Annotated in this window: 17 protein-coding genes, 2 tRNA genes and 1 pseudogene; 16 read left to right on the top strand and 4 right to left on the bottom strand. The window is 68.2% G+C overall.

Features of this window, described 5'->3' with window-relative positions:
- Positions 1-26: 26 nt before the first annotated feature.
- Entirely contained in the window at positions 27-164 is a 138-nt protein-coding gene (gene rpmH, locus KXC43_RS37330; protein ID WP_221380940.1) for a 50S ribosomal protein L34, read from the bottom strand.
- 593 nt (positions 165-757) lie between these two features.
- Here rpmH and dnaA point away from each other — a divergent pair.
- The 5 genes from dnaA to KXC43_RS37305 all read left to right on the top strand — a co-directional run bounded on the left by dnaA (position 758) and on the right by KXC43_RS37305 (position 8,248).
- Positions 758-2,500, top strand: a complete 1,743-nt coding sequence (gene dnaA / locus KXC43_RS37325) for a chromosomal replication initiator protein DnaA (RefSeq protein ID WP_221380939.1) — start codon at positions 758-760, stop codon at positions 2,498-2,500.
- Between the two features lie 1,430 nt (positions 2,501-3,930).
- Positions 3,931-5,064, top strand: coding sequence for a DNA polymerase III subunit beta (gene dnaN, locus KXC43_RS37320; RefSeq protein WP_221380938.1), 1,134 nt, complete (start codon positions 3,931-3,933; stop codon positions 5,062-5,064).
- 71 nt (positions 5,065-5,135) lie between these two features.
- On the top strand, positions 5,136-6,059 hold the full coding sequence (gnd, locus tag KXC43_RS37315; RefSeq protein ID WP_255645508.1) for a phosphogluconate dehydrogenase (NAD(+)-dependent, decarboxylating): 924 nt from the start codon (positions 5,136-5,138) through the stop codon (positions 6,057-6,059).
- Positions 6,060-6,066: 7 nt separating this feature from the next.
- On the top strand, positions 6,067-7,197 hold the full coding sequence (recF, locus tag KXC43_RS37310; RefSeq protein WP_221380936.1) for a DNA replication/repair protein RecF: 1,131 nt from the start codon (positions 6,067-6,069) through the stop codon (positions 7,195-7,197).
- Between the two features lie 439 nt (positions 7,198-7,636).
- Positions 7,637-8,248, top strand: coding sequence for a DciA family protein (locus KXC43_RS37305; protein WP_221380953.1), 612 nt, complete (start codon positions 7,637-7,639; stop codon positions 8,246-8,248).
- Between the two features lie 163 nt (positions 8,249-8,411).
- On the opposite strand, the gene KXC43_RS37300 is transcribed toward KXC43_RS37305, so the two are convergent.
- Positions 8,412-8,975, bottom strand: coding sequence for a hypothetical protein (locus tag KXC43_RS37300; RefSeq protein WP_221380935.1), 564 nt, complete (start codon positions 8,973-8,975; stop codon positions 8,412-8,414).
- Positions 8,976-9,529: 554 nt separating this feature from the next.
- Here KXC43_RS37300 and gyrB point away from each other — a divergent pair.
- From gyrB to KXC43_RS37250, 10 genes are all read left to right on the top strand, one after another.
- Positions 9,530-11,482 carry a DNA topoisomerase (ATP-hydrolyzing) subunit B gene (gene gyrB / locus KXC43_RS37295; protein WP_308129426.1) on the top strand — a complete coding sequence of 651 codons (1,953 nt, stop codon included), beginning with the start codon at positions 9,530-9,532 and terminating at the stop codon, positions 11,480-11,482.
- Between the two features lie 116 nt (positions 11,483-11,598).
- The gene (gene gyrA, locus KXC43_RS37290) at positions 11,599-14,106 is read left to right on the top strand and encodes a DNA gyrase subunit A (protein ID WP_221380933.1); all 2,508 of its coding nucleotides are present in this window, start codon (positions 11,599-11,601) and stop codon (positions 14,104-14,106) included.
- A gap of 3 nt (positions 14,107-14,109) precedes the next feature.
- Positions 14,110-14,973: a DUF3566 domain-containing protein gene (locus tag KXC43_RS37285; protein ID WP_221380932.1), complete on the top strand. Its 864-nt coding sequence runs from the start codon at positions 14,110-14,112 to the stop codon at positions 14,971-14,973.
- Positions 14,974-15,054: 81 nt separating this feature from the next.
- Positions 15,055-15,128, top strand: a tRNA-Ile gene (locus tag KXC43_RS37280).
- A gap of 388 nt (positions 15,129-15,516) precedes the next feature.
- The gene (locus KXC43_RS37275) at positions 15,517-15,645 is read left to right on the top strand and encodes a DLW-39 family protein (protein WP_221380931.1); all 129 of its coding nucleotides are present in this window, start codon (positions 15,517-15,519) and stop codon (positions 15,643-15,645) included.
- Between the two features lie 12 nt (positions 15,646-15,657).
- Positions 15,658-15,730: transfer RNA gene (locus KXC43_RS37270), tRNA-Ala, on the top strand.
- 268 nt (positions 15,731-15,998) lie between these two features.
- Positions 15,999-16,559, top strand: a complete 561-nt coding sequence (locus KXC43_RS37265; protein ID WP_308129429.1) for a DUF6461 domain-containing protein — start codon at positions 15,999-16,001, stop codon at positions 16,557-16,559.
- A gap of 58 nt (positions 16,560-16,617) precedes the next feature.
- A complete protein-coding gene (locus tag KXC43_RS37260; protein WP_221380929.1) occupies positions 16,618-17,160 on the top strand; it encodes a helix-turn-helix domain-containing protein in 543 nt (180 codons plus the stop codon).
- A 108-nt stretch (positions 17,161-17,268) separates the two neighbouring features.
- On the top strand, positions 17,269-18,561 hold the full coding sequence (locus KXC43_RS37255) for a class I SAM-dependent methyltransferase (RefSeq protein ID WP_221380928.1): 1,293 nt from the start codon (positions 17,269-17,271) through the stop codon (positions 18,559-18,561).
- Between the two features lie 130 nt (positions 18,562-18,691).
- Positions 18,692-19,090 carry an NUDIX domain-containing protein gene (locus KXC43_RS37250; RefSeq protein WP_221380927.1) on the top strand — a complete coding sequence of 133 codons (399 nt, stop codon included), beginning with the start codon at positions 18,692-18,694 and terminating at the stop codon, positions 19,088-19,090.
- Here KXC43_RS37250 and KXC43_RS37245 read toward each other — a convergent pair.
- A complete protein-coding gene (locus KXC43_RS37245; RefSeq protein ID WP_221380926.1) occupies positions 19,068-19,562 on the bottom strand; it encodes a hypothetical protein in 495 nt (164 codons plus the stop codon). The two genes, KXC43_RS37250 and KXC43_RS37245, sit on opposite strands and share 23 nt — an antisense overlap.
- Positions 19,563-19,629: 67 nt before the next feature.
- Between KXC43_RS37245 and KXC43_RS37240 the strand changes: the two genes are divergently transcribed.
- Positions 19,630-20,181, top strand: a complete 552-nt coding sequence (locus KXC43_RS37240) for a YbaK/EbsC family protein (protein ID WP_221380952.1) — start codon at positions 19,630-19,632, stop codon at positions 20,179-20,181.
- A gap of 16 nt (positions 20,182-20,197) precedes the next feature.
- Here KXC43_RS37240 and KXC43_RS37235 read toward each other — a convergent pair.
- Positions 20,198-20,840, bottom strand: a pseudogene (locus tag KXC43_RS37235) (DsbA family oxidoreductase).
- Position 20,841: the final 1 nt, after the last annotated feature.

The raw sequence follows: 20,841 nt of genomic DNA, 5'->3' as shown, positions 1-20,841 counted from the left end.
GGCATTCCGGCCCGACAGCCGTCGGCTCAGGCCGACAGCTTGTCGCGGCCCTTGGTGCGGCGCGAAGCGAGGATGGCACGCCCGGCCCGGGTGCGCATGCGCAGCCGGAAGCCGTGGGTCTTGGCACGCCGGCGGTTGTTCGGCTGGTAGGTGCGCTTGCTCACGTCAGAACTCCGTCTTCATACAACATCCAGGGGGCATCAAAGCTGCAAGACGCCACTTTAGCAGAGCGCGGCGGAGCAACCGCTCGACCCTACGCAGGGCGACCACGCCGGTCAACCATAGCCTGCTCCGGCACGCCGTCGCCCTTTCACCCGTATGGTGACCGGCTTGGTCTTTGTACACAGGTAGTGAATCTTTTCCCGCGGCCGGGCCCTTGCCGCCCGCGGGCAGAGTTGATGGTTCGTCGAGATCGCTGTTAGCGTGCCCGTTTGCTGGTCAGCGGCGACGCTGTCCGCGTACCACGACGAGTCGGCCAGAACCAGACAAGCAGGTGAATCGTTCGCCACGATGAGCCTGCCGCACCGCGCCGTACCAGGCTCCGGAAGTCTGCCGACCATCCGGCCGGGGAGCGTCCGCCGGGCGTGCACAGGTTGTGGATAACCTGTGGATAGCCGGTGGCGCCGAACGTCTTCAGCACGTTAAATGTGGTGCTGGGTCAGGGGGAACCGTCGAGCGCCCCGAAGGGCGCCGGCGGGCAAGGCGGTAGCCGGATTGATGTCCACCGGGGGTCGGTGGCGATGGGGGTGGCGCGGCGGTGGCCGATCAGGTCGACCTGAGCGGTGTGTGGAAGGCAACGCTGGATGAACTGGCCGACGAGATCTCGTCGCGTCAGCAGCGTGCCTATCTGCAGCTGACTCAGCTACGCGCCATAGTCGAGGACACTGCGCTGCTCGCTGTCCCCGACGCCTTCACCCGCGACGTCATCGAGTCCCGCCTGCGCCCCGCGATCACCGAGGCCCTGAGCCGCCGGTTGAACCGCCCGATCCAGGTCGCGGTCACGGTCAAGCCGTCCGAGGACGGTTCGGGCCTGCCCGGCACGGTCTATGGCACCCCGGTCGAGCCGGGCGCCGATCAGCCTGGCGAGCCGCAGCCGCGGCACTATGCCGATCCGCCGCGTCAAGCCGAGGCGCCGGCCTACGACGGCTATCCGACAGGGTCGGCCCAGCAGCCGTCCTATCCCCGTGGGGTCCCGACAGCTCGCGGCGGTCAAGAGGCGCTTTTCGGTGACCCGATGCCCGCGCAGCCGGCTCCGGTGGCGCGGATGGGCAATCCGGTGACGCACGTCACCGAAAATTCGATGACTGATTCTCCCCAGCTGCGGGACAACCAGCGCCGGCCGGACGACCGCTCGCCGATGATGGGCGGCAACGACCCTCGCGACGACACTGTGCAGATGCGCGGCGACAACGGTCCCGGCCGCTCGCCGCTCGACATCCGGCCGAGCAGCAACCCGCGGGGCACCAACGACGGCAATCGGCTCAACCCGAAGTACATGTTCGAGACCTTCGTCATCGGTTCGTCCAACCGCTTCGCGCACGCGGCCGCCGTCGCCGTCGCCGAGTCACCCGCCAAGGCGTACAACCCGCTGTTCATCTACGGCAGTTCCGGTCTGGGCAAGACCCATCTGCTACACGCGATCGGTCACTACGCGACCACTCTCGGCCATGCGCGAAGTGTCCGCTACGTCTCCACCGAGGAATTCACCAACGACTTCATCAACAGCCTGCGCGACGACAAGACGCAGGCTTTCCAGCGGCGCTACCGCGACGTCGACATCCTGCTGATCGACGACATCCAGTTCCTGGAGAACCGCGAGCGTACGCAGGAGGAGTTCTTCCACACCTTCAATACCCTGCACAACGCCAACAAGCAGATCGTCATCAGCTCCGACCGTTCGCCGCGCCAGCTGGCCACGCTGGAAGACCGCATGCGCACGCGTTTCGAGTGGGGCCTGCTCGCCGACATCCAGCCGCCCGACCTCGAGACGCGCATCGCGATCCTCCAGAAGAAGGCCGCGCAGGAAAGGATGTACGCGCCCGCCGACGTGCTCGAGTTCATCGCGTCGCGCGTCTCCAACTCGATCCGCGAGCTCGAGGGCGCTCTCATCCGGGTGACGGCGTTCGCCAGCCTGACCCGTTCCCCGGTGCAGCTCTCGCTGGCCGAAGAGGTGCTGCGCGACTTCATGCCCGACGGCGCCGGCCCCGAGATCACCGCCGACCAGATCATGGTGTCGACGGCCGACTACTTCGGTGTGTCGCTCGAGGACCTGCGTGGCCACTCCCGCTCCCGTGTTCTGGTCAACGCCCGTCAGGTCGCCATGTATCTGTGCCGCGAGCTGACCGAGCTCTCCCTCCCTCGCATCGGCCAGGCCTTCGGCGGACGCGACCACACCACGGTCATGCACGCCGACCGCAAGATCCGTCAGCACATGGCCGAGCGCCGGTCGCTCTACAACCAGATCGCCGAGCTGACCAACCGCATCAAACAGAACACCTGACCGGGACGTTTCTCGTTGCTGCTGCCGGCCCAAGCACGAGACGGCCGTCGGTAGCAGCTGGACCTGCCCAGCAGCGGGCCGGCGAACTGACCACCGCATCAAACCGAAGACCGAAGGCCATTTCCAGTACGCGGCTGTGAGGTCTTCGGTCGTGCCGGGTTCCCACACCCCGGGCCACCCGCCCCTCCAAGCCGCGGAGTGCGGGCGAGCAGCCTGACCCACCCTGTGGACAACCGTCGGCCATTCGCTGCCACCCCGGCCTCTCACAGTCATTTCCGCAGGTAGCTGAGGGTCGCCAGCCTGTTGTCCACAGGCTGCCCAGTACTCGACGGCAGCGGTAACCGGGTTCCTCCACAAGCCCGTCCCGCGACGACGCTCAGACCGGGGCGAGAAAGACGCGTCGCGCATCCACACCGCCGAAGTCCCCGGCTCTCGATCCCAATCCACACGGACCGGCGTCCCTCCGATGGGCGAATTCTCGGCATTCCTCCGTATTTGTCCACAGGTTGTGCACAGCACGGAGCGCTCCGGCCCTCGAGTTATCCACAGGACCGCGACTCGCATGACCCATGACACGGCATGAAGGACCCCACCGACGATCGCGGACGCCGCCCATCCCCACACGAGGTTGTCAACGCCGGGACGAAACCGTTTCGTGCCAACGTTGTCCACACTAATCCACAGCAATTCACAGGCCCTGTCCCCAGCGGTGGATAACTTCCGCCGGCCCGCTCCACAGATGTGGACGAGCCCTGGGGAAATCGATGTGGACAGACACGGAGAGTCACCCGGCTTTCCACCGCCTGTGGAAGCGTGTGGATTTCCTGTTGAAGAAACTGGGGACGACGGGCCGGAAGCGTCCCGACGTCGTCCACAGGTCGGGGGATAAAACCCGTGGATATCCGGTGGATAGCCGGTGGACAACGGTGGACAACCCTCGCCCGGCCCGGCGGCTGTGGACGCAGACCAGGGTTTGTACCCTGGTTTCCCACATGTGAATCACCGGTGGATAACCCGCTGGCCTGCGCAAACGTGAGTTCTCCACAGTGTGCACAGGACCGATGAAGACGACTAGTTATCTCTTCTATAGAGAACAAAAAGCAATCAACGGCGTTGTGGATGGTGTGGATCGGTCGCTGACGGCTCGCCGGCAGTCCCGCTCCACGAGAGCAAGAGCAAGACCGCACCGAGATCAGAAGCGGAGCCCGGACCCGACGGCAGGAACTCGGACGGTCGGAACCCCGGTGAGGTGTCGGCCGCACCGACGTACGAAAACTGGATCACCGGAGTCGGCACACCGAGGGGCAGCGAGGGCGGCTCGTCAGCCGTCACGATGGTGGACCACACTGATTAGGCCACTCTCGGCCCGACGAATAAGGTTCGTGGGGGTCGACGACGCCCCGACACGAGAAAGCGACGCGGAGGACAGCATGAAGTTCCGGGTGGAGCGAGACGCACTCGCCGACGCCGTGGCCTGGACGGCGAAGAGCCTGCCCAGCCGGCCGTCGGTTCCGGTTCTCGCCGGCGTCATGCTGCGCGTCACCGACAGCCGGCTGCAGGTCTCCGGCTTCGACTACGAGGTCTCGAGCCAGGTCACCGTCGAGGTGCAGGCCGACGCCGACGGCGCCGCCCTCGTCTCCGGCCGCCTGCTCGCCGAGATCACCAAGGCGCTGCCGGCCAAGCCGGTCGACATCGCCGCCGTCGGCGCCCACCTCGAACTGGTCTGCGGCAGCGCGCGGTTCACCCTGCCGACCATGCCGGTCGAGGACTACCCGAGCCTGCCCGAGATGCCGTCGAGCGCCGGCACGGTCGACGCGGCCGCCTTCGCCGCCGCCGTGGCCCAGGTGGCCATCGCCGCCGGTCGCGACGAGACCCTGCCGATGATGACCGGCGTGCGTATCGAGCTCAACGGCACGAGCATGGCCATGCTGGCCACCGACCGCTACCGCCTGGCCATGCGCGAGATGGAGTGGAACCCGGACGACCCCGAGATCAGCCTCAACGCGCTGGTGCCGGCCAAGACGCTGAACGACACCGCCAAGACCCTGGGCCCGCTCGGCGGCTCGGTGGTGCTCGCCCTGGCCCAGGGCAACGCGGGCGAGGGCATGATCGGTTTTGCCGGCGGCACCCGCCGCACGACCAGCCGCCTGCTCGATGGGGCCAACTACCCGCCGGTCCGGTCGCTCTTCCCGGCCAGCAGCAACGCGCAGGCCCAGATCGTCGTGTCCGCCCTCGTCGAGGTCGTCCGCCGCGTCGCCCTGGTCGCCGAGCGCACCACCCCGGTGCTGCTGAGCTTCAGTGAGGACGGTCTGGTGGTCGAGGCCGGTGGGACCGAGGAGGCGCGCGCCAGCGAGGCGATGGAGGCGTCGTTCACCGGGGAACCGCTGACGATCGGCTTCAACCCGCAGTACCTCATCGACGGTCTGCAGAACCTGGGCGCTCCGAACGCGATCTTCTCGTTCGTGGACGCATTCAAGCCCGCTGTGATCTCCCCCGCATCCGAAACCGGCGAAATCGTGCCCGGTTACCGCTATCTGATCATGCCGATCCGGGTAACCCGCTGATACTGAAGGTTATTCAGGGCCTGTCTTGACCGGCGGATCTGCCGCAGGTCGCCGCATAGGCCTCCAGCGCCCTGAATAATCTTCACCGGGCAGGAAAGCAACGCTCATCTAGGGGGAACACCATGCAGCTCGGCCTCATCGGTCTCGGCCGAATGGGTGGGAACATGCGCGACCGGATCCGCGCAGCCGGACACGAGGTGGTCGGCTACGACCACCACCCGGAGAACAGCGACGTCGCCAACCTGGCCGAAATGGTCTCGAAGCTCGCCGCTCCACGGGTCGTCTGGACCATGGTCCCGGCCGGCAAGATCACCGAGGACGCCATCAACGAGCTCGCCGGGCTGCTCGAGCCGGGCGACGTCATCATCGACGGCGGCAACTCGAAGTTCACCGACGACGGCCCGCGGGCCGAGCGTCTCAAGCCCAAGGGCATCAAGTACCTCGACGTCGGCGTGTCGGGTGGCATCTGGGGCAAGGAGAACGGGTACGCCCTGATGGTCGGCGGCGACGCGGAGGACGTGGCCAAGGCCCAGCCGATTTTCGACGCCCTCAAGCCGGCCGGCGAGTTCGGCTTCGCACACGCCGGCACGCACGGCGCCGGGCACTACGCCAAGATGATCCACAACGGCATCGAGTACGGCATGATGCAGGCGTACGGCGAGGGCTACGAGATCCTCATCGCCTCCGAGCTCGTCCACAACGTGCCGGCCGTCATCAAGAGCTGGCGCGAGGGCAGCGTCGTCAAGTCGTGGCTGCTCGACCTGCTCGACCGGGCGCTCGACGAGGACCCGACGCTCTCCGGCCTCAAGGGTTACGTCGACGACACCGGTGAGGGCCGCTGGACGGTCGACGAGGCCATCCGGCTCGCCGTGCCCGCCCACGTGCTGGCCGCCTCGATCTTCAACCGCTTCGAGTCACGCCAGGACGACTCGCCGGCGATGAAGGCGGTGGCGGCGCTCCGTCAGCAATTCGGCGGCCACGCCGTCAAGCGCTGAGGCACACGTGTACGTACGCCGGGTCGAGCTGACCGACTTCCGTTCCTACGAGCGAGTGGCGGTTGATCTCGATCCCGGCGTGTCCGTGCTGGTCGGCCAGAACGGCATGGGCAAGACCAACCTGATCGAGGCGCTGGGTTACGTGGCCACTCTGGACAGTCACCGGGTGGCCACCGACGCCCCACTGGTCCGGGCCGGCGCCGCCTCGGCGGTGATCCGCTGCGCGATCGTCCACGAGGGACGGGAGCTGCTGGTCGAACTCGAGATCGTGCCCGGCAAGGCCAACCGGGCGCGGCTCAACCGGTCGCCGGTGCGCCGGCCCCGTGAGGTGCTGGGCGCGCTGCGCATGGTGTTGTTCGCCCCCGAGGATCTCGAACTGGTCCGCGGTGACCCGTCGGAACGCCGTCGCTACCTCGACGATCTGCTCGTCGCCCGCCAGCCTCGTTTCGCCGGGGTGCGCTCCGACTACGACCGGGTCGTCAAGCAGCGCAACGCTCTGCTGCGGACGGCGTACCTGACCCGCAAGGTCGGCGGCACCCGCGGCCAGGATCTGTCCACTCTCGCCGTCTGGGATCAGCACCTCGCGCATCACGGCGCCGAGCTGCTCGCCGGCCGGCTGGAACTCACCGCTGCTCTCGGGCCGCATCTGACCAAGGCCTACGACGCGGTGGCGGCCGGTAGGACGTCGGCTTCGATCGCGTACGCGGCCAAGCTCGGCGACGGCCTCGTGCCGGACCGCCCGGCGCTCGAGCAGGCCCTGCTCGCTTCGCTGCAGGAGCGCCGGCCGGCCGAGATCGAGCGGGGCACCACCCTGGTCGGTCCGCACCGCGACGACCTGACGCTGGCGCTGGGCGACCTGCCGGCGAAGGGCTACGCGAGTCACGGCGAGTCGTGGTCGTTCGCGCTGGCCCTGCGCCTGGCCGCCTACGACCTGCTGCGCTCGGACGGGATCGAGCCGGTGCTCGTGCTCGACGACGTCTTCGCCGAACTGGACGGCGGTCGCCGCGAAAGGCTCGCGGCCCTGGTCTCCGACGCGGCGCAGCTGCTGGTGACGTGCGCCGTCCCCGAGGACGTGCCGGCTGCCCTGCGCGGGGTCCGGTTCGACGTTTCCACAGGTACGGTGACCCGTGCCGTCTGACGAGCAGCAGCCCCGCCCCGCCCCCGGCCGCGACCGCCGCGAGCTGCACGACGAGCTCGTCCGGGAACGCCACGAGGGCCTGGCCCGGGAGCGCCGCGCCGACCTGTTCCGCGGCGAACGCGACGACCTGGTCCGGGAACACCGCCCGCCGTCCACCGCCGAGCGCTTCTATCCACAGGCCGATCCACAGGGACTGGCCCGCCAGGAACTGGGCGACGTCGACGACGGCTGGTACTCCGCCGAGCCGCCGCTCTTCGAAGATCAAGCACCCGCCCGGCCGCGCTCCCAGTCCCGCGACGGCCGCCCAGCGGGTGCACGAGATCGCGGTGAGAGCCGCTCTGCGGACGCGTCGACTGTCGATCGTGGTCCTACCCCCGGAAGCGGCGATTCAGGGCCGCAGAGACGCGCTGAGGGCGATTCCGGCCCGCGGGAAAGTTCCGTGGCCGCCTCCGATTCGCGACGGGGCGTTCAAGGCGACGCCGAGGAGGCAGCCGGCACTCAGGGCAGCGCCGGGAGTGGCGCCGAGGCCGGGCCGGCCGACGAAGCGTCCGGGCCGGAACTCGCCCGCGCGGTTCTCGACGCGGCGCTGGCCAAGCGCCGTGACGCCGCGGCGAGATCTCCACGGCGGCGCCCCGGCGGTTCGGGCGAGGGCAGTGGCCGCCGCCCGCGGGGCTATTCGGGGCCCGGCCCCGACCCGCGCGACCCGCAGCTCTTCGGCGACATGCTGCAACGCTTGATGAAGGCCCGTGGCTGGGAACGCCCTAAGGCCGAGGCCACCGTGTTCGGGGCCTGGGAGAAGGTCGTCGGCCCGGAGATCGCCCAGCACTGTCGCCCGGTCAAGCTGGACGCCGGCGTCCTGACGGTCGAGGCGGAATCCACCGCGTGGGCGACCCAGCTGCGCATGCTCAACGCCAAGCTGCTCCGCAACATCGCCGGCGAGGTCGGCCACAACGTCGTCACGAAGATGAACATCCACGGCCCGGCCGCCCCGTCCTGGAACAAGGGCCCGCGCCGGGTGCAGGGCCGAGGACCGCGCGACACCTACGGCTGAGGGTCTGTGGAGCGCAAGCACTCACGCACGTCGCCTGGGTGGGGCGAGCGCCCTGGACGCGCCAGCGGCCAGCTCGCACCGGCCAGGCCCTCGGCGTGAGCAGCGGTCTGCACCACCGCCCCGCCACGACATCCAGATCTTGACGTTCCGCGTCTCGACAACGTCAGTAATCCGCAAAAACCGCAAACCCTCGTTCCGCGCAGCGGCGGTAGAAGCCCGCCAGCACCGCCAGTTCAGACCGCGCGAAGCTCCAGTGCGGCGGGTTTCCGGCTTCGTCCCGAAGAGCGGCCAACCGCTGATCGAGCCAGCGGAGTTGCTGCTCAGCGAGCCTCCCGGCGGCGATGGCATTCCGCATCACCTGCGCCACCGAATCGAAAGTGACCAGATCGCCACCCTCGTGCCCCTCGACGAAGCGCTCGAGGCCGCCGGCGATCCACGCGCAGCCGTCGGGGTCGATCACCGGGTCCTCGTCCTCGGCCGCCGCGTCGGTGGCGTAGAGCACGCCTTCCAGACCCAGCAGCAGATCGACGAGTTCCGTGTACGCCGTCGCCCGCACCGTGCCTGTCTTGGCGATGTGCAGCGCCAAGGCCCCGGTGGGCGCGGCGATCTCGGGCGCGTCGGCGATCGCCCCGAAGTCGACGAACTCGGCGGGAGCCACCGGGTCGTAGTACTGATTCGTCCGCGGCCAGTGCACCGCGACGTTGTCCAGCCCCTTGTCATGCGCCATGTGGGGGCCACCCCTCCTCGACCTGCGTCGCGGCCGTCCGGCCCTCACCGGCCCGCGCGGGCAGAGGTTACGACACGAACCTCTGTCGACGGGAGGCAGTGTCGCAGTGCGTGGCGATGACCGCCGGCAGGCGCGCGGCGGCAGGCGGCCGCCGAATCACTTGCCGTTGCGCGGGGCCCCCGCTCCGTGTAGGGGGAGACTTGGGAGCGGCCTCCGATCCGGCTACGGCAATCTGAGGTACCCGGAAGGGGTGCCGGACCCTCGCCAACTCGCTTCAGCGGAGTAGAATCGATGAAGACCGGGAAAACCTCTGCGCAACGGTTGCGGTTTGGCGTCCTCGTGGACGAAACGGACTGCTGTCGTCACGCTACGCGGTTTTTCCAGCCGATCACGATCCGCGGGCCTGCCGCGGCGACCGGCGAGCACGGTTCCACCGGTGGTCCGCTCCTTCCTCGCGGGTTGTCATCTGTGGCTCACCCTGCCTTCCGACCGCCGGCATGCCCGCCGTCCCCGTGCAGGGCCCTCCGGGGCCTGGCGCGAGAAAGTGGCCGAGGGTGGCAGAGAACAAGCAGGAGTACGGCGCCGAGTCGATTACCGTCCTGGAGGGGCTCGAGGCTGTCCGTAAGCGCCCGGGCATGTACATCGGCTCCACCGGCGAGCGGGGTCTGCACCACCTGGTCTGGGAGGTCGTCGACAACGCAGTCGACGAGGCCCTCGCCGGCTACTGCGACACGATCGACGTGGTGCTGCTGGCCGACGGCGGCGTGTCGGTCACCGACAACGGCCGTGGTTTCCCGGTCGACCTGCACCCCAAGCTCAAGAAGCCGGGCGTCGAGGTCGCGCTGACCGTGCTGCACGCGGGCGGCAAGTTCGACAACAAGGCGTACGCGGTCTCCGGTGGTCTGCACGGCGTCGGCGTGTCGGTCGTGAACGCGCTCTCCAGCAAGATGTTCGTGGAGATCAACAAGTCCGGCAACGTGTGGCGGCAGCACTACACCGCCTCCAAGCCGGGTCCGCTCGAGAAGGGCGAGACCACCGACAAGACCGGCTCCATGGTGCAGTTCTGGCCCGACCCGACGGTCTTCGAGACGGTCGAGTTCGACTGGCAGACGATCTACCGCCGCCTGCAGGAAATGGCCTTCCTCAACCGGGGTCTCACCATCAAGCTCACCGATCTGCGGGTCGAGCACGCCGACGAGAACGGCGAGCCGCGCACGGTCACCTTCATGTACGAGAACGGCATCGCCGACTTCGTGCGCCACCTCAACGCCACCAAGAATCCGATCCACAAGACGGTGGTCGAGTTCCAGGCCGAGGACAACGAGGCCCGCATGGCGGTCGAGATCGCCATGCAGTGGAACGAGTCGTACGGCGAGTCGGTCTACACCTTCGCCAACCGCATCAACACCCACGAGGGTGGCACCCACGAAGAGGGCTTCCGGGCTGCGCTGACCGGTGTCGTCAACCGCTACGGCAAAGACAAGAAGCTGCTCAAGGGCGATCAGAACCTCTCCGGTGAGGACATCCGCGAGGGTCTGGCCGCGATCATCTCGGTGACCCTGGCCAACCCGCAGTTCGAGGGCCAGACCAAGACGAAGCTCGGCAACACCGACATGAAGAGCTTCGTGCAGCGGGTCGCCAACGAGCAGTTGGCCGACTGGTTCGACCGCAACCCGGCCGAGGCCAAGCAGATCATCACCAAGGCCGACCAGGCCGCCCGGGCCCGCATCGCCGCGCAGCAGGCGCGCAAGCTGGCCCGGCGCAAGTCGCTGCTCGAGTCGGGCTCGATGCCGGGCAAGCTGGCCGACTGCCAGTCGACCGACCCGCGCGAGTCCGAGCTGTTCATCGTCGAGGGTGACTCCGCCGGCGGCTCGGCCAAGCAGGGTCGCAACAGCCGCATCCAGGCCATCCTGCCGATCCGCGGCAAGATCTTGAACGTCGAGAAGGCCCGGATCGACCGGGTGCTGAAGAACAACGAGGTCCAGGCGCTGATCACCGCGCTCGGCACCGGCATCCACGAGGACTTCGACGTGGCCAAGCTGCGCTATCACAAGATCGTGCTGATGGCCGACGCCGACGTCGACGGCCAGCACATCCAGACGCTGCTGCTCACCCTGCTGTTCCGCTTCATGCGGCCGCTGGTCGAGATGGGTCACGTCTACCTGGCCGCACCGCCGCTCTACAAGATCAAGTGGAACAAGCGGGGCGACGACGCGCAGTACGCCTACTCCGACCGGGAGCGGGACGGCCTGATCGCGCTGCGCCAGCAGAAGAAGGCGAACGCCAAGCCGGACGACATCCAGCGGTTCAAGGGTCTCGGCGAGATGAACTTCCAGGAACTGTGGGACACGACGATGGACCCGGCCACCCGGACGCTACGCCAGGTGACGCTCGACGACGCTGCCGTGGCCGACGAGCTCTTCAGCGTGCTGATGGGTGAGGACGTCGAGGCGCGGCGCTCGTTCATCCAGCGCAACGCCAAGGACGTGCGGTTCCTCGACATCTAGATGGCCGCCCGGGGGAGCTGTATCCACAGCGTCTCCGGGCTTTCCACAACGTTATCCACAGCAGGATGCGTATTTTCGCCGTACATGTCTGGTTTCACCTTGAGTAAGGGTTAACAGTGACTGACACTCCCGAGACGCCCGACGGCGACGAGGCTCCGGACACCGGCAGCGTGGCCCAGCGGGTCGAGCCCGTCGGCCTCGAGGTCGAGATGCAGCGCTCCTACCTCGACTACGCGATGAGCGTGATCGTGGGCCGTGCGCTGCCCGACGTCCGCGACGGCCTCAAGCCGGTGCACCGCAAGATCCTCTACGCGATGTACGACTCCGGCTTCCGTCCGGACCGCGGCTACGTCAAGTGCGCGCGCGTCGTCGGCGACGTGATGGGCAACTACCACCCGCACGGCGACTCGTCGATCTACGACGCCCTGGTGCGCATGGGCCAGCCGTGGTCGTTGCGCTACCGGCTCATCGACGGCAACGGCAACTTCGGCTCGCCCGGTAACGACCCGCCGGCCGCCATGCGGTACACCGAGTCGAAGCTCTCGCCTCTCGCCATGGAGATGCTGCGGGACATCGACGAGGACACCGTCGACATGCAGGACAACTACGACGGCCGTACCCAGGAGCCGACGATCCTGCCCGCCCGGTTCCCCAACCTGCTGGTCAACGGCTCCGAGGGCATCGCCGTCGGCATGGCCACCAAGATCCCGCCGCACAACCTGCGGGAGATCGCCGCCGCCGTGCAGTGGGTGCTCGACCACCCGGAGGCCGACGAGGCCACCGCCCTCGAGGCGCTGCTCGAGATCGTCAAGGGCCCGGATTTCCCGACCTACGGCCTGATCGTCGGTCAGCAGGCGATCCAGGACGCGTACCGCACGGGCCGGGGCTCGATCCGGATGCGGGCCGTGGTCGAGGTCGAGGAGGACGCTCGTGGGCGCCCCTGCCTCGTCGTCACCGAGCTGCCGTACCAGGTCAACCCGGACAACCTCGCCGAGCGGGTGGCCGAGCTGGTCAAGGAGGGCAAGCTCACCGGGATCGCCGACATCCGTGACGAGTCCTCCGGTCGTACCGGCATGCGGTTGATCCTCGTCCTCAAGCGGGACGCGGTCGCCAAGGTCGTGCTGAACAACCTCTACAAGCACACCCAGCTGCAGGAGACGTTCGGCGCCAACATGCTGGCGTTGGTCGACGGCGTGCCCCGCACGCTCAACCTGGCCCAGTTCATCCTCTACTACGTCGAGCACCAGATCGAGGTCATCCGCCGGCGGACCGCGTACCGCCTGCGCAAGGCTGAGGAGCGCGCGCACATCCTGCGCGGTCTGGTCAAGGCGCTCGACGCCCTCGACGAGGTCATCGCCCTGATCCGGCGCTCGCCCACGGTGGAGGACGCCCGCTCGGGCCTGATCCAGCTCCTCGACATCGACGAGGTGCAGGCCGGCGCGATCCTCGACATGCAGCTCCGTCGTCTGGCCGCCCTGGAACGGCAGAAGATCGTCGACGAGCTGGCGAAGATCGAGATTGAGATCGCCGACCTGAAGGACATCCTGGCCAAGCCGGAGCGGCAGCGGGCGATTGTCTCCGAGGAACTCGGCGAGATCGTGCAGAAGTTCGGCGACGACCGGCGCACCCAAATCATCCCGTTCGATGGCGAGGTCTCCATGGAGGACCTCATCACGCGCGAGGACGTTGTGGTGACGATCACACGAACTGGTTACGCGAAGCGCACCAAGGTCGATCTGTACCGCTCACAGCGGCGCGGCGGCAAGGGCGTCAGCGGCGCTACGCTGCGGCAGGACGACATCGTGTCGCACTTCTTCGTGATCTCCACCCATGACTGGATGCTGTTCTTCACCAACAAGGGCCGGGTCTACCGGGCCAAGGCGTACGAGCTGCCGGAAGCGGCCCGCGTGGCCAAGGGTCAGCACGTCGCGAACCTGCTGGCGTTCCAGCCCGACGAGCACATCGCCCAGGTCATCCAGATCCCGAATTACCAGGTCGCGCCGTACCTTGTGCTCGCCACCAAGAATGGTCTCGTGAAGAAGACCCGGCTCGAGGAATTTGACTCCAACCGCAGCGGTGGCATCATCGCCATCAACCTGCGGGAGGACGACGAGTTGGTGGGCGCTGCCCTGGTGGCACCGGAGAACGATCTTCTGATGGTCTCCAAGCACGCCCAGGCGATCCGATTCAACGCAACCGATGATGCGCTGCGTCCTATGGGTAGGGCCACCTCGGGCGTCATCGGCATGCGCTTCACCGGCGAAGACGAGCTCCTGGCCATGGAAGTGGTTCGGGAGGGTCTGGATGTGTTGGTCGCCACCAACGGCGGGTATGCGAAGCGGACGCCGATCGAGGAGTATCCCGTGCAGGGCCGGGGCGGCAAGGGCGTCCTCACCGCGAAGATCACGGAACGCCGTGGTGGACTGGTGGGGGCTCTCGTGATCGACCCGGAGGATGAACTATTTGCCATCACCAGCAATGGTGGTGTCATCCGGACTCCCGTGAAGCCTGTACGGCGCACACGGGATCGGAACACAATGGGGGTCAAGCTGATGGACCTCCCAGAAGGTGTAACCATCGTGGCGCTTGCTCGCAATGCCGACGAGCCTGACGAACAGGACTAGTTGATGCCGGAGACACAGGCGAAGTCGGGGGCCACGGGGAGCTCGTCGACTCCGAACGAGGCGGGCAAGAAAGACGGCGCCGCCCCGAACGGACGCGACGCAGCGGCCCGTGGTGCCGCCTCCGCCGAATCGCCGACCGGGCCCAAGTTCACCCGGGCGCCGGGCATGGCCCCGCCGCCCGGTGAGCCGGCCGCCGACCAGGACGGCGCCGACAAGCGCCCCGGCCCGGCGGTGAAGGGCTCGGCCAGCGTGCCGACCGTCACCAAGGGCAAGGGCGCCGCCCCCGGCAGCAGCTCGGGCCGGGTCAGCGTGCCACCGGCCGGCGGCAAGCCCGGCACCGGACCGCAGCAGCGGCCCGGCGGCACGCCCGGCGGCAGCGGCAACGCGAAGGGCGCAGCCCCGGCCAGCGGCTCGGCCGCGGTCGGCGCGGCCCGGGTGACCGAGGTCGTCCGCTCGGCGCGCTCCACGGTGTCGTCGGCGGCCGCCCGCGGCCCGCGGCGTGCCCGGCTCAACCTCAAGCGGATCGATCCCTGGTCCGTGATGAAGTTCTCGTTCGCTGTGTCTGTGGTGCTGTTCATCGTTGTGGTCGTGGCCACCTCGGTGCTCTACCTAGCCCTCGACGCCATGGGTGTCTGGGGCGAGGTCAACACCAGCCTCAAGGAGCTCGTGACCGCCACCGGCAACGAGAGCACGGGCTCCAGCGGTGGATTCCAGATCACCGCCTGGGGCGTCATCGGCACGTCGATGCTGATCGGCGCCGTCAACGTCGTGCTGTTCACCGCATTGGCCACGCTGGGCGCTTTCATCTACAACGTGTGCGCCGACCTGGTGGGCGGGGTCGAGCTGACCCTCGCCGAGCGGGACTGAGCAAGGAAGTAGGGGCGAAGGGAGCCACCCCCGTTTTGGTGGCTCCCAACCCGGTGCGGTAACCTTCGGTGTCGCACTTGAGGGGCTATAGCTCAGTCGGTTAGAGCGCAGAGCTGATAACTCTGAGGTCGCTGGTTCGATTCCAGCTAGCCCCACGGGAAACGGGGAACCCTGTCCGCAGAAAGCGCGGACCTTGGTTCCCCGTTATGCCTTCTCAGGGGGCCGAGCCCCCTGAAACCCCACGGTGCGGTGGGTGCGATTAGTGCCTGGTTGCGGTGGGGATGTACTACGCAGGGGTTAGCCCCTGAAACCCCATGGTGCGGTGGGTGCGATTAGTGCCTGGTTACTGTGGGGATGTACTACGCAGGGGGTTAGCCCCTGGACCTTGCGGTGCGGTGGGCGCTATCGGCGCTCCGGTTGCGGTGGGGATGTGTCACATAGGGGGTGAGCCCCCGAAACCCCGCGGTGCGGTGGGCACGCCGGCGTGGGCGGTCGGGCTCAGCGGTTGCGGTGGGGGCCGAACCGGGAAGCTTGGGGGTTGGCGTGATTAAGAAGCTTTTGGTTGTGGCTGCTGTTGTTGGCGCGGCTACTCTGGTGTTCAAGAAGGTCAAGGCCTCCAGCGATGAGCGGGCGCTTTGGCACGAGGCGACCACGGCGCCTGACCTTCGCTGAGGGTGGGTGTTGGGGGCCCTAGCTCAACTGGCAGAGCACCGCCTTTGCAAGGCGGGGGTTAGGGGTTCAAGTCCCCTGGGCTCCACAGCGAAAAATGAATCCCTCCGGCCGGAGCCGGGGGGATTTTTTGTGTTTCGGACGGGGCGTTTGATCTACTGGGCGCCGTGCGGCGTCGGGGGATGTTTGGGCTGGTGGTTGCGGGGCTCCTCGCGGGCTGTTCGCGGGCGGGGGAGCCTGCGGGTTCTGGGTTGCCGTCTGCATCGTCCGGTGCCTCTGCGCCGTTGGGTACGTCTTCGTCGTCGGGTGCGTCTGCTTCCAGCGGATCCTCGTTGGGTGCTGGTGGGCGTTTGGCTGTGGCGGGGGACTACGGCTGGTTTCGTTCCGTCGGTGACCTGGCCAAGGGGTTCTGTTTCGTCTGGGTGCGGGGGGTGCGGCCGGCTCAGGTTCTGAAGCGCATGGGGGCCGACGAGCTCGAGCGCATCGGGTGGCAGCAGATGGTGGGGGCGGGGAACGGCGAGCGCGTCAGCAGCGGGAAGCGGTACTTCGGGGTGTCTCGGCTCGATGACTCGTGGTCGTTGGTTGTCGAGGACAACGGGCAGCTGGGGACCGCGGACGAGTTGCTGCGGGCGTTGTCGGCGGGGACGACGGTGGTCTGCCTGTATCGGGCGGCCGACGGCAGCGGGCGGTTCCTCCTGCTGGATGACGAGGCCGTCCAACTCGAATTCGACCCGATGTCGGACGCGCCCGCGTCGGGCCGGCGAGCCGCTGAGCTGGCACCGCTGATCACGGCCGTCGGTGGTGGCGGCGTCGAGGCGGGGTTTGCGCTGGCTGAGCGGCTTACCGGGGTTCCGCTGGATCTGGCCGGGCTGCAGAAGCGCACCTATCTGTTCAGCACGGCGCCAACCGGTCAGTGAAAGAGTCAATGGCCGTTCGGTTGTTGCATGGCGCGGCGGGGCGGGCCAGCATCCACGTGTGACGATCCGCACGACCGATTTGCTCACCATCGGTGAGGCCGCGATCCTGCTCCGGTTCCCCCGGCGCCGGGTGCTCGATCTCTGTGCGCGCGGGCTTCTGCCGTACGTCAGCGTCGGCTCGCATCGGCGGGTGCGACGCGCTGATGTCGAGGCGCTGATCCACCCAGTGCTGACCCGGGCCGAGTTGGAGCAGTTGTGGCTGCACCAAGCGATCGCCGCCCGCTACACGGCCCAGCCGTCGGCGGTGCTGGCCATAGCCGAGATCAATCTGCGCCGGCTGCGCCGCCTCCACCCGGGCGGCGCGGAGTGGGAATGGCTGGAGCGGTGGGAGGTTCTGCTGGCCGGGGAGCCCGCAGCTGTGGTCGAGGCGCTGACGTCGCCCGCCCGATACGCGGTGCGACTGCGTTCCGCTTCGCCGTTCGCGGGCGTACTGTCCGAAAGGGAGCGCCGGGCTGTACTCGACGACTTCGCGGAAAGCCGTCGTGACCAGGCTCGACCCCTGCGTCTGACCAGTCTCGAGCGGGTCATGCGCGCAGTGTGAGTCCTCGATCACAAAACTATAAAATGGTCTTATGTAACTGGCCGCGTCGGGCGGATAGTGAATCGGTTCCATGATTCGGTTGCGCGATGCTGCGCCCGGGAGGTACCGATGCCGACCACCATCCCTCACCAGACCACCGCTTCGAAGCTTCAGAGCGTTCTCGAAGCACTCCTGCAGACCCCACTGCCCGTACGCATCCGGGCGTGGGACGGCTCGTCGGCCGGTCCGGCCGACGCGCCGGTGCTGGTCATCCGGCACCGCCGCGCCCTGCGCCGGCTGATGTGGCAGCCCAACCAGCTGGGCCTGGCCCGGGCGTACATCGCCGGCGAGGTCGACGTCGAGGGTGACCTCTACGACGCCCTCAACCGCCTGGCCGCGCTGCTCTGGCGGGCGCCTGACATCAGGGACGTCCCGATTCGGCACGTGGCGGGCGACCTCGTGCGCCTCGGCGTGCTGGGCACCCAGCCCAAGCCCCCACCGGAGGAGATGGTCGTCGCCGGCGCCCGGCACAGCAGGCGCCGTGACCGGCAGGCGATCAGCCACCACTACGACGTCGGCAACGATTTCTACCGTCTTGTTCTCGGCCCGAGCATGGTCTATTCGTGCGCCTACTGGCTGTCCGACGCTCCCGGCTACGGGCTGGCTGACGCTCAGCGCGACAAGCTCGACCTGATCTGCCGCAAGCTGGGTCTGAAGGCCGGCCAGCGGTTGCTCGACGTCGGCTGCGGCTGGGGCAGCCTGGCCATCCACGCCGCCCGCGAATACGGCGTTCAGGTCGTGGGCATCACCCTCTCGACCGAACAGGCCGAGTTCGCCCGCAAGCAGGTCGCCGAGGCGGGGCTCACCGGCCAGGTGGAGATCCGGGTCGAGGACTACCGCGACCTCGACGACGGCCCGTACGACGCCATCTCGAGTGTCGGCATGGCCGAGCATGTCGGCACGGAGCCCTACGCGGAGTACGCCGCGATCCTGTACGCCCAGCTCAAGCCGGGCGGTCGGCTGCTCAACCACCAGATCTCGCGCCTGCACCTGCCGCCGAAGCAGCCGCATCAGGCGCGCAGCTTCATCGACGCGTACGTCTTCCCGGACGGCGAACTGGCTCCGGCCGGCACGACGGTGACGCTGCTCGAGCAGGCCGGTTTCGAAGTGCGTGACGTCCACATGCTGCGCGAGCACTACGGTCGCACCCTGCGGGCCTGGGTCACGAACCTGGAAGCGAACTGGCCGGCGGCGGTGGAGCTGACGAGCCCGGGCCGGGCGCGGGTGTGGCGGCTCTACATGGCGGCGTCGGCCCTTGCGTTCGAACAGGCCCGCATCGGGGTCAATCAGATTCTTGCCGTGAAGGATCACCGTGACGGTGTGGCGAACATGCCGCCCACGCGTAGTGACTACGCCGTCTGATCGGTTTCGGTCATCGATTTGTCCTCATTGGTCAGTCCGGGAGCCCTTGCGAGGGCACGAATGCGGACGTTATCCACAGTGCCGGAAGGTGGCATGCGGAACCGGCGGGGAGCCGGTTAGCCTGCGTCACGTGAGCGAACGAAAACGGGCCGCCGCCGTGATCGTGCGGGACGGGCGTGTACTGATGGTGCATGAGCGCAGCCGACGGTCCGGTGGCGGTGAGTGGTGGACCTTGCCGGGCGGCGGCCTGCAACCCGGCGAGACCGCTGAGGAAGCCGTACGGCGGGAGGTGTTCGAAGAGACAGGCCTGGTGGTCAGCGACGCCCGCTACGTGCTCGAGATGCCGTACCCGTCCGGCATGACTTCGGTGTTCTCGGTGACCGTGGCCGACGGCGAGCCGCGCATCGGCCTCGACGACGGTTCCGGGCCTGAGATGCTGGGCCTCGACTGGCTGCCGGCGCCCGAGTTGCCGACCGAGACCAACGGTGGCGTCCCGGTGCCGCCGATCATCGTGGTCCTGCCGACCTGATCTCGTCCGTGGCCGCCAGCGGGGCCGATTCCACATGGCCGGGGTGGCGGTGGTGCGGCACAACGCCATCCGGTGAAGAAGCCTCAGCGGCCACCGTGGCAATCGCCCGGCGGCGCTCGGTGACGAAGTAGCCGCAGGCAGCCGCGTACGACGCGGCCAAGGCAAGGCCGACAGCGCGCGTGGGCACAGTGTCGAGCAGCAGGATGCTCACCGCCAGCGCCGACTCGGTCCAGAGGCCGAGAAGAACGGCGTTGGTCGTGTCCTTCCGGGTCCAGCCGGCTGAGGCGCGGCGGGCCTGACGCTTGATCTCCTCGATCAGGGAGTGGCCGAGAACCAGGGCAAGGACGCCCAGCAGCAGCGTCGCGGACAGCGACTGGTGTTCGCCGCCGACCGATGCCGCCATGGCCGTCCCGCCGGCCAGCAGCGCCAGCCCACTGACGGTCCCGACCCGTCCATCGCGTCTCTCCCTCACACCCTCTGACGGTCGGCAGCCGCGCCCGATTTCTGAGGAAGATGGACGTGACAGGATGGCGGGCGTGATGGGAAGTCTGAAACTTGAGCCCGCCCAGTCCCGCTCCGATCTGCTGGCCGACCCGGTGGCGAAGGCCCTCGCCGTCTGGCCCGAGGACGCGCCGATCGACGCCGACCAGGTTCTCGTGGCCCCGATCGACCCGGGGCTGGCCGACACGGCGGCGTTCTGCGAGGCGTACGACGTGGGCCTGGACGTCTCGGCCAACTGCGTGATCGTCGCCGGTAAACGGGGCGACGTCGTTCGGTACGCGGCCTGCATCGTGCTCGCCACGACCCGGGCCGACGTGAACGGCGTGGTCCGCAAGCGCCTGGACGTGCGCAAGTGCAGCTTCGCCCCGATTGACGAGGCGGTCCGCCTGACCGGCATGGAGTACGGCGGGATCACCCCGATCGGCCTGCCCGCCGATTGGCCGATCCTCGTCGATGCGCGAGTGGCGGCCACGCCCCACGTGATCGTCGGCTCGGGCGTGCGACACAGCAAGATCGCCATCGCCGGCCCAGCCCTGGGTGCGCTGCCGGGCGCCGAGGTGATCGAAGATCTGGCCCGGCTCGTCGATTGACGTTTCACGTGAAACGTCATAGACCGACGTCGACAGCCTCCCGCCGCGCGATCTCTTCGAAAGCCTCGACCAGAGTCGCGGCCTCCTGAGCGCCCTGAAGCGCGTACTTCCCGTCGGCCAGGAAGAACGGGACGCTGGAGATGCCCAGCTCGCGAGCCTCGGCCAGATCGGCCTCGACCGCGGTCGTGCCCGCCTCGGACCGCAGGTACGCCGCCGCCGCTGTCGCGTTCAGGCCGATCGCACCGGCCACCGACACGAGCACCGCGGGGGACCCGACGTCGAGGCCGTCGGTGAAGTGGGCCCGTTGAAGGGCGTCCAGCATCTCGGCCTGACGACCCTGGCCGGCGGCCCACGCGATCAACCGGTGACTGTCGAAGGTGTTCGCGGCGATCGCCCGGTCGTAGTCGAGACGCAGGCCCTCGCCGGCGGCGAGGGCGGTGACGTGCGCGAGCATCTGGTCGGTCCGGGCCGGATCGCCGAACTTGGCGGCCATCGCCTGCTTGATCGGCAGGCCGGGCGGCACGGGCGAAGGGTCGAGCTGGAAGGCCCGGTATGTCACGGTGACCTCGCCGGAGTACCGGGCGAGCGCCGCGTCGAGCCGTCGCCGGGCCGAGATAGCACCACGGGCAGACGACATCCGACCACACCTGAAGGTCCATG

The organism is Paractinoplanes polyasparticus, assembly GCF_019710575.1.
Classification (GTDB): domain Bacteria; phylum Actinomycetota; class Actinomycetes; order Mycobacteriales; family Micromonosporaceae; genus Actinoplanes; species Actinoplanes polyasparticus.
The sequence above is the reverse complement of the archived record's forward strand: the minus strand, read 5'-3'. Positions and strand labels throughout refer to the sequence as shown.

Coding starts and splice junctions, on each gene's coding strand:
- dnaN (WP_221380938.1), top strand. CDS start 3,931: ATGAAGTTCCGGGTGGAGCGAGACGCACTCGCCGACGCCGTGGCCTGG.
- KXC43_RS37300 (WP_221380935.1), bottom strand. CDS start 8,975: ATGGCGCATGACAAGGGGCTGGACAACGTCGCGGTGCACTGGCCGCGG.
- KXC43_RS37285 (WP_221380932.1), top strand. CDS start 14,110: ATGCCGGAGACACAGGCGAAGTCGGGGGCCACGGGGAGCTCGTCGACT.
- KXC43_RS37255 (WP_221380928.1), top strand. CDS start 17,269: ATGCCGACCACCATCCCTCACCAGACCACCGCTTCGAAGCTTCAGAGC.
- KXC43_RS37240 (WP_221380952.1), top strand. CDS start 19,630: ATGGGAAGTCTGAAACTTGAGCCCGCCCAGTCCCGCTCCGATCTGCTG.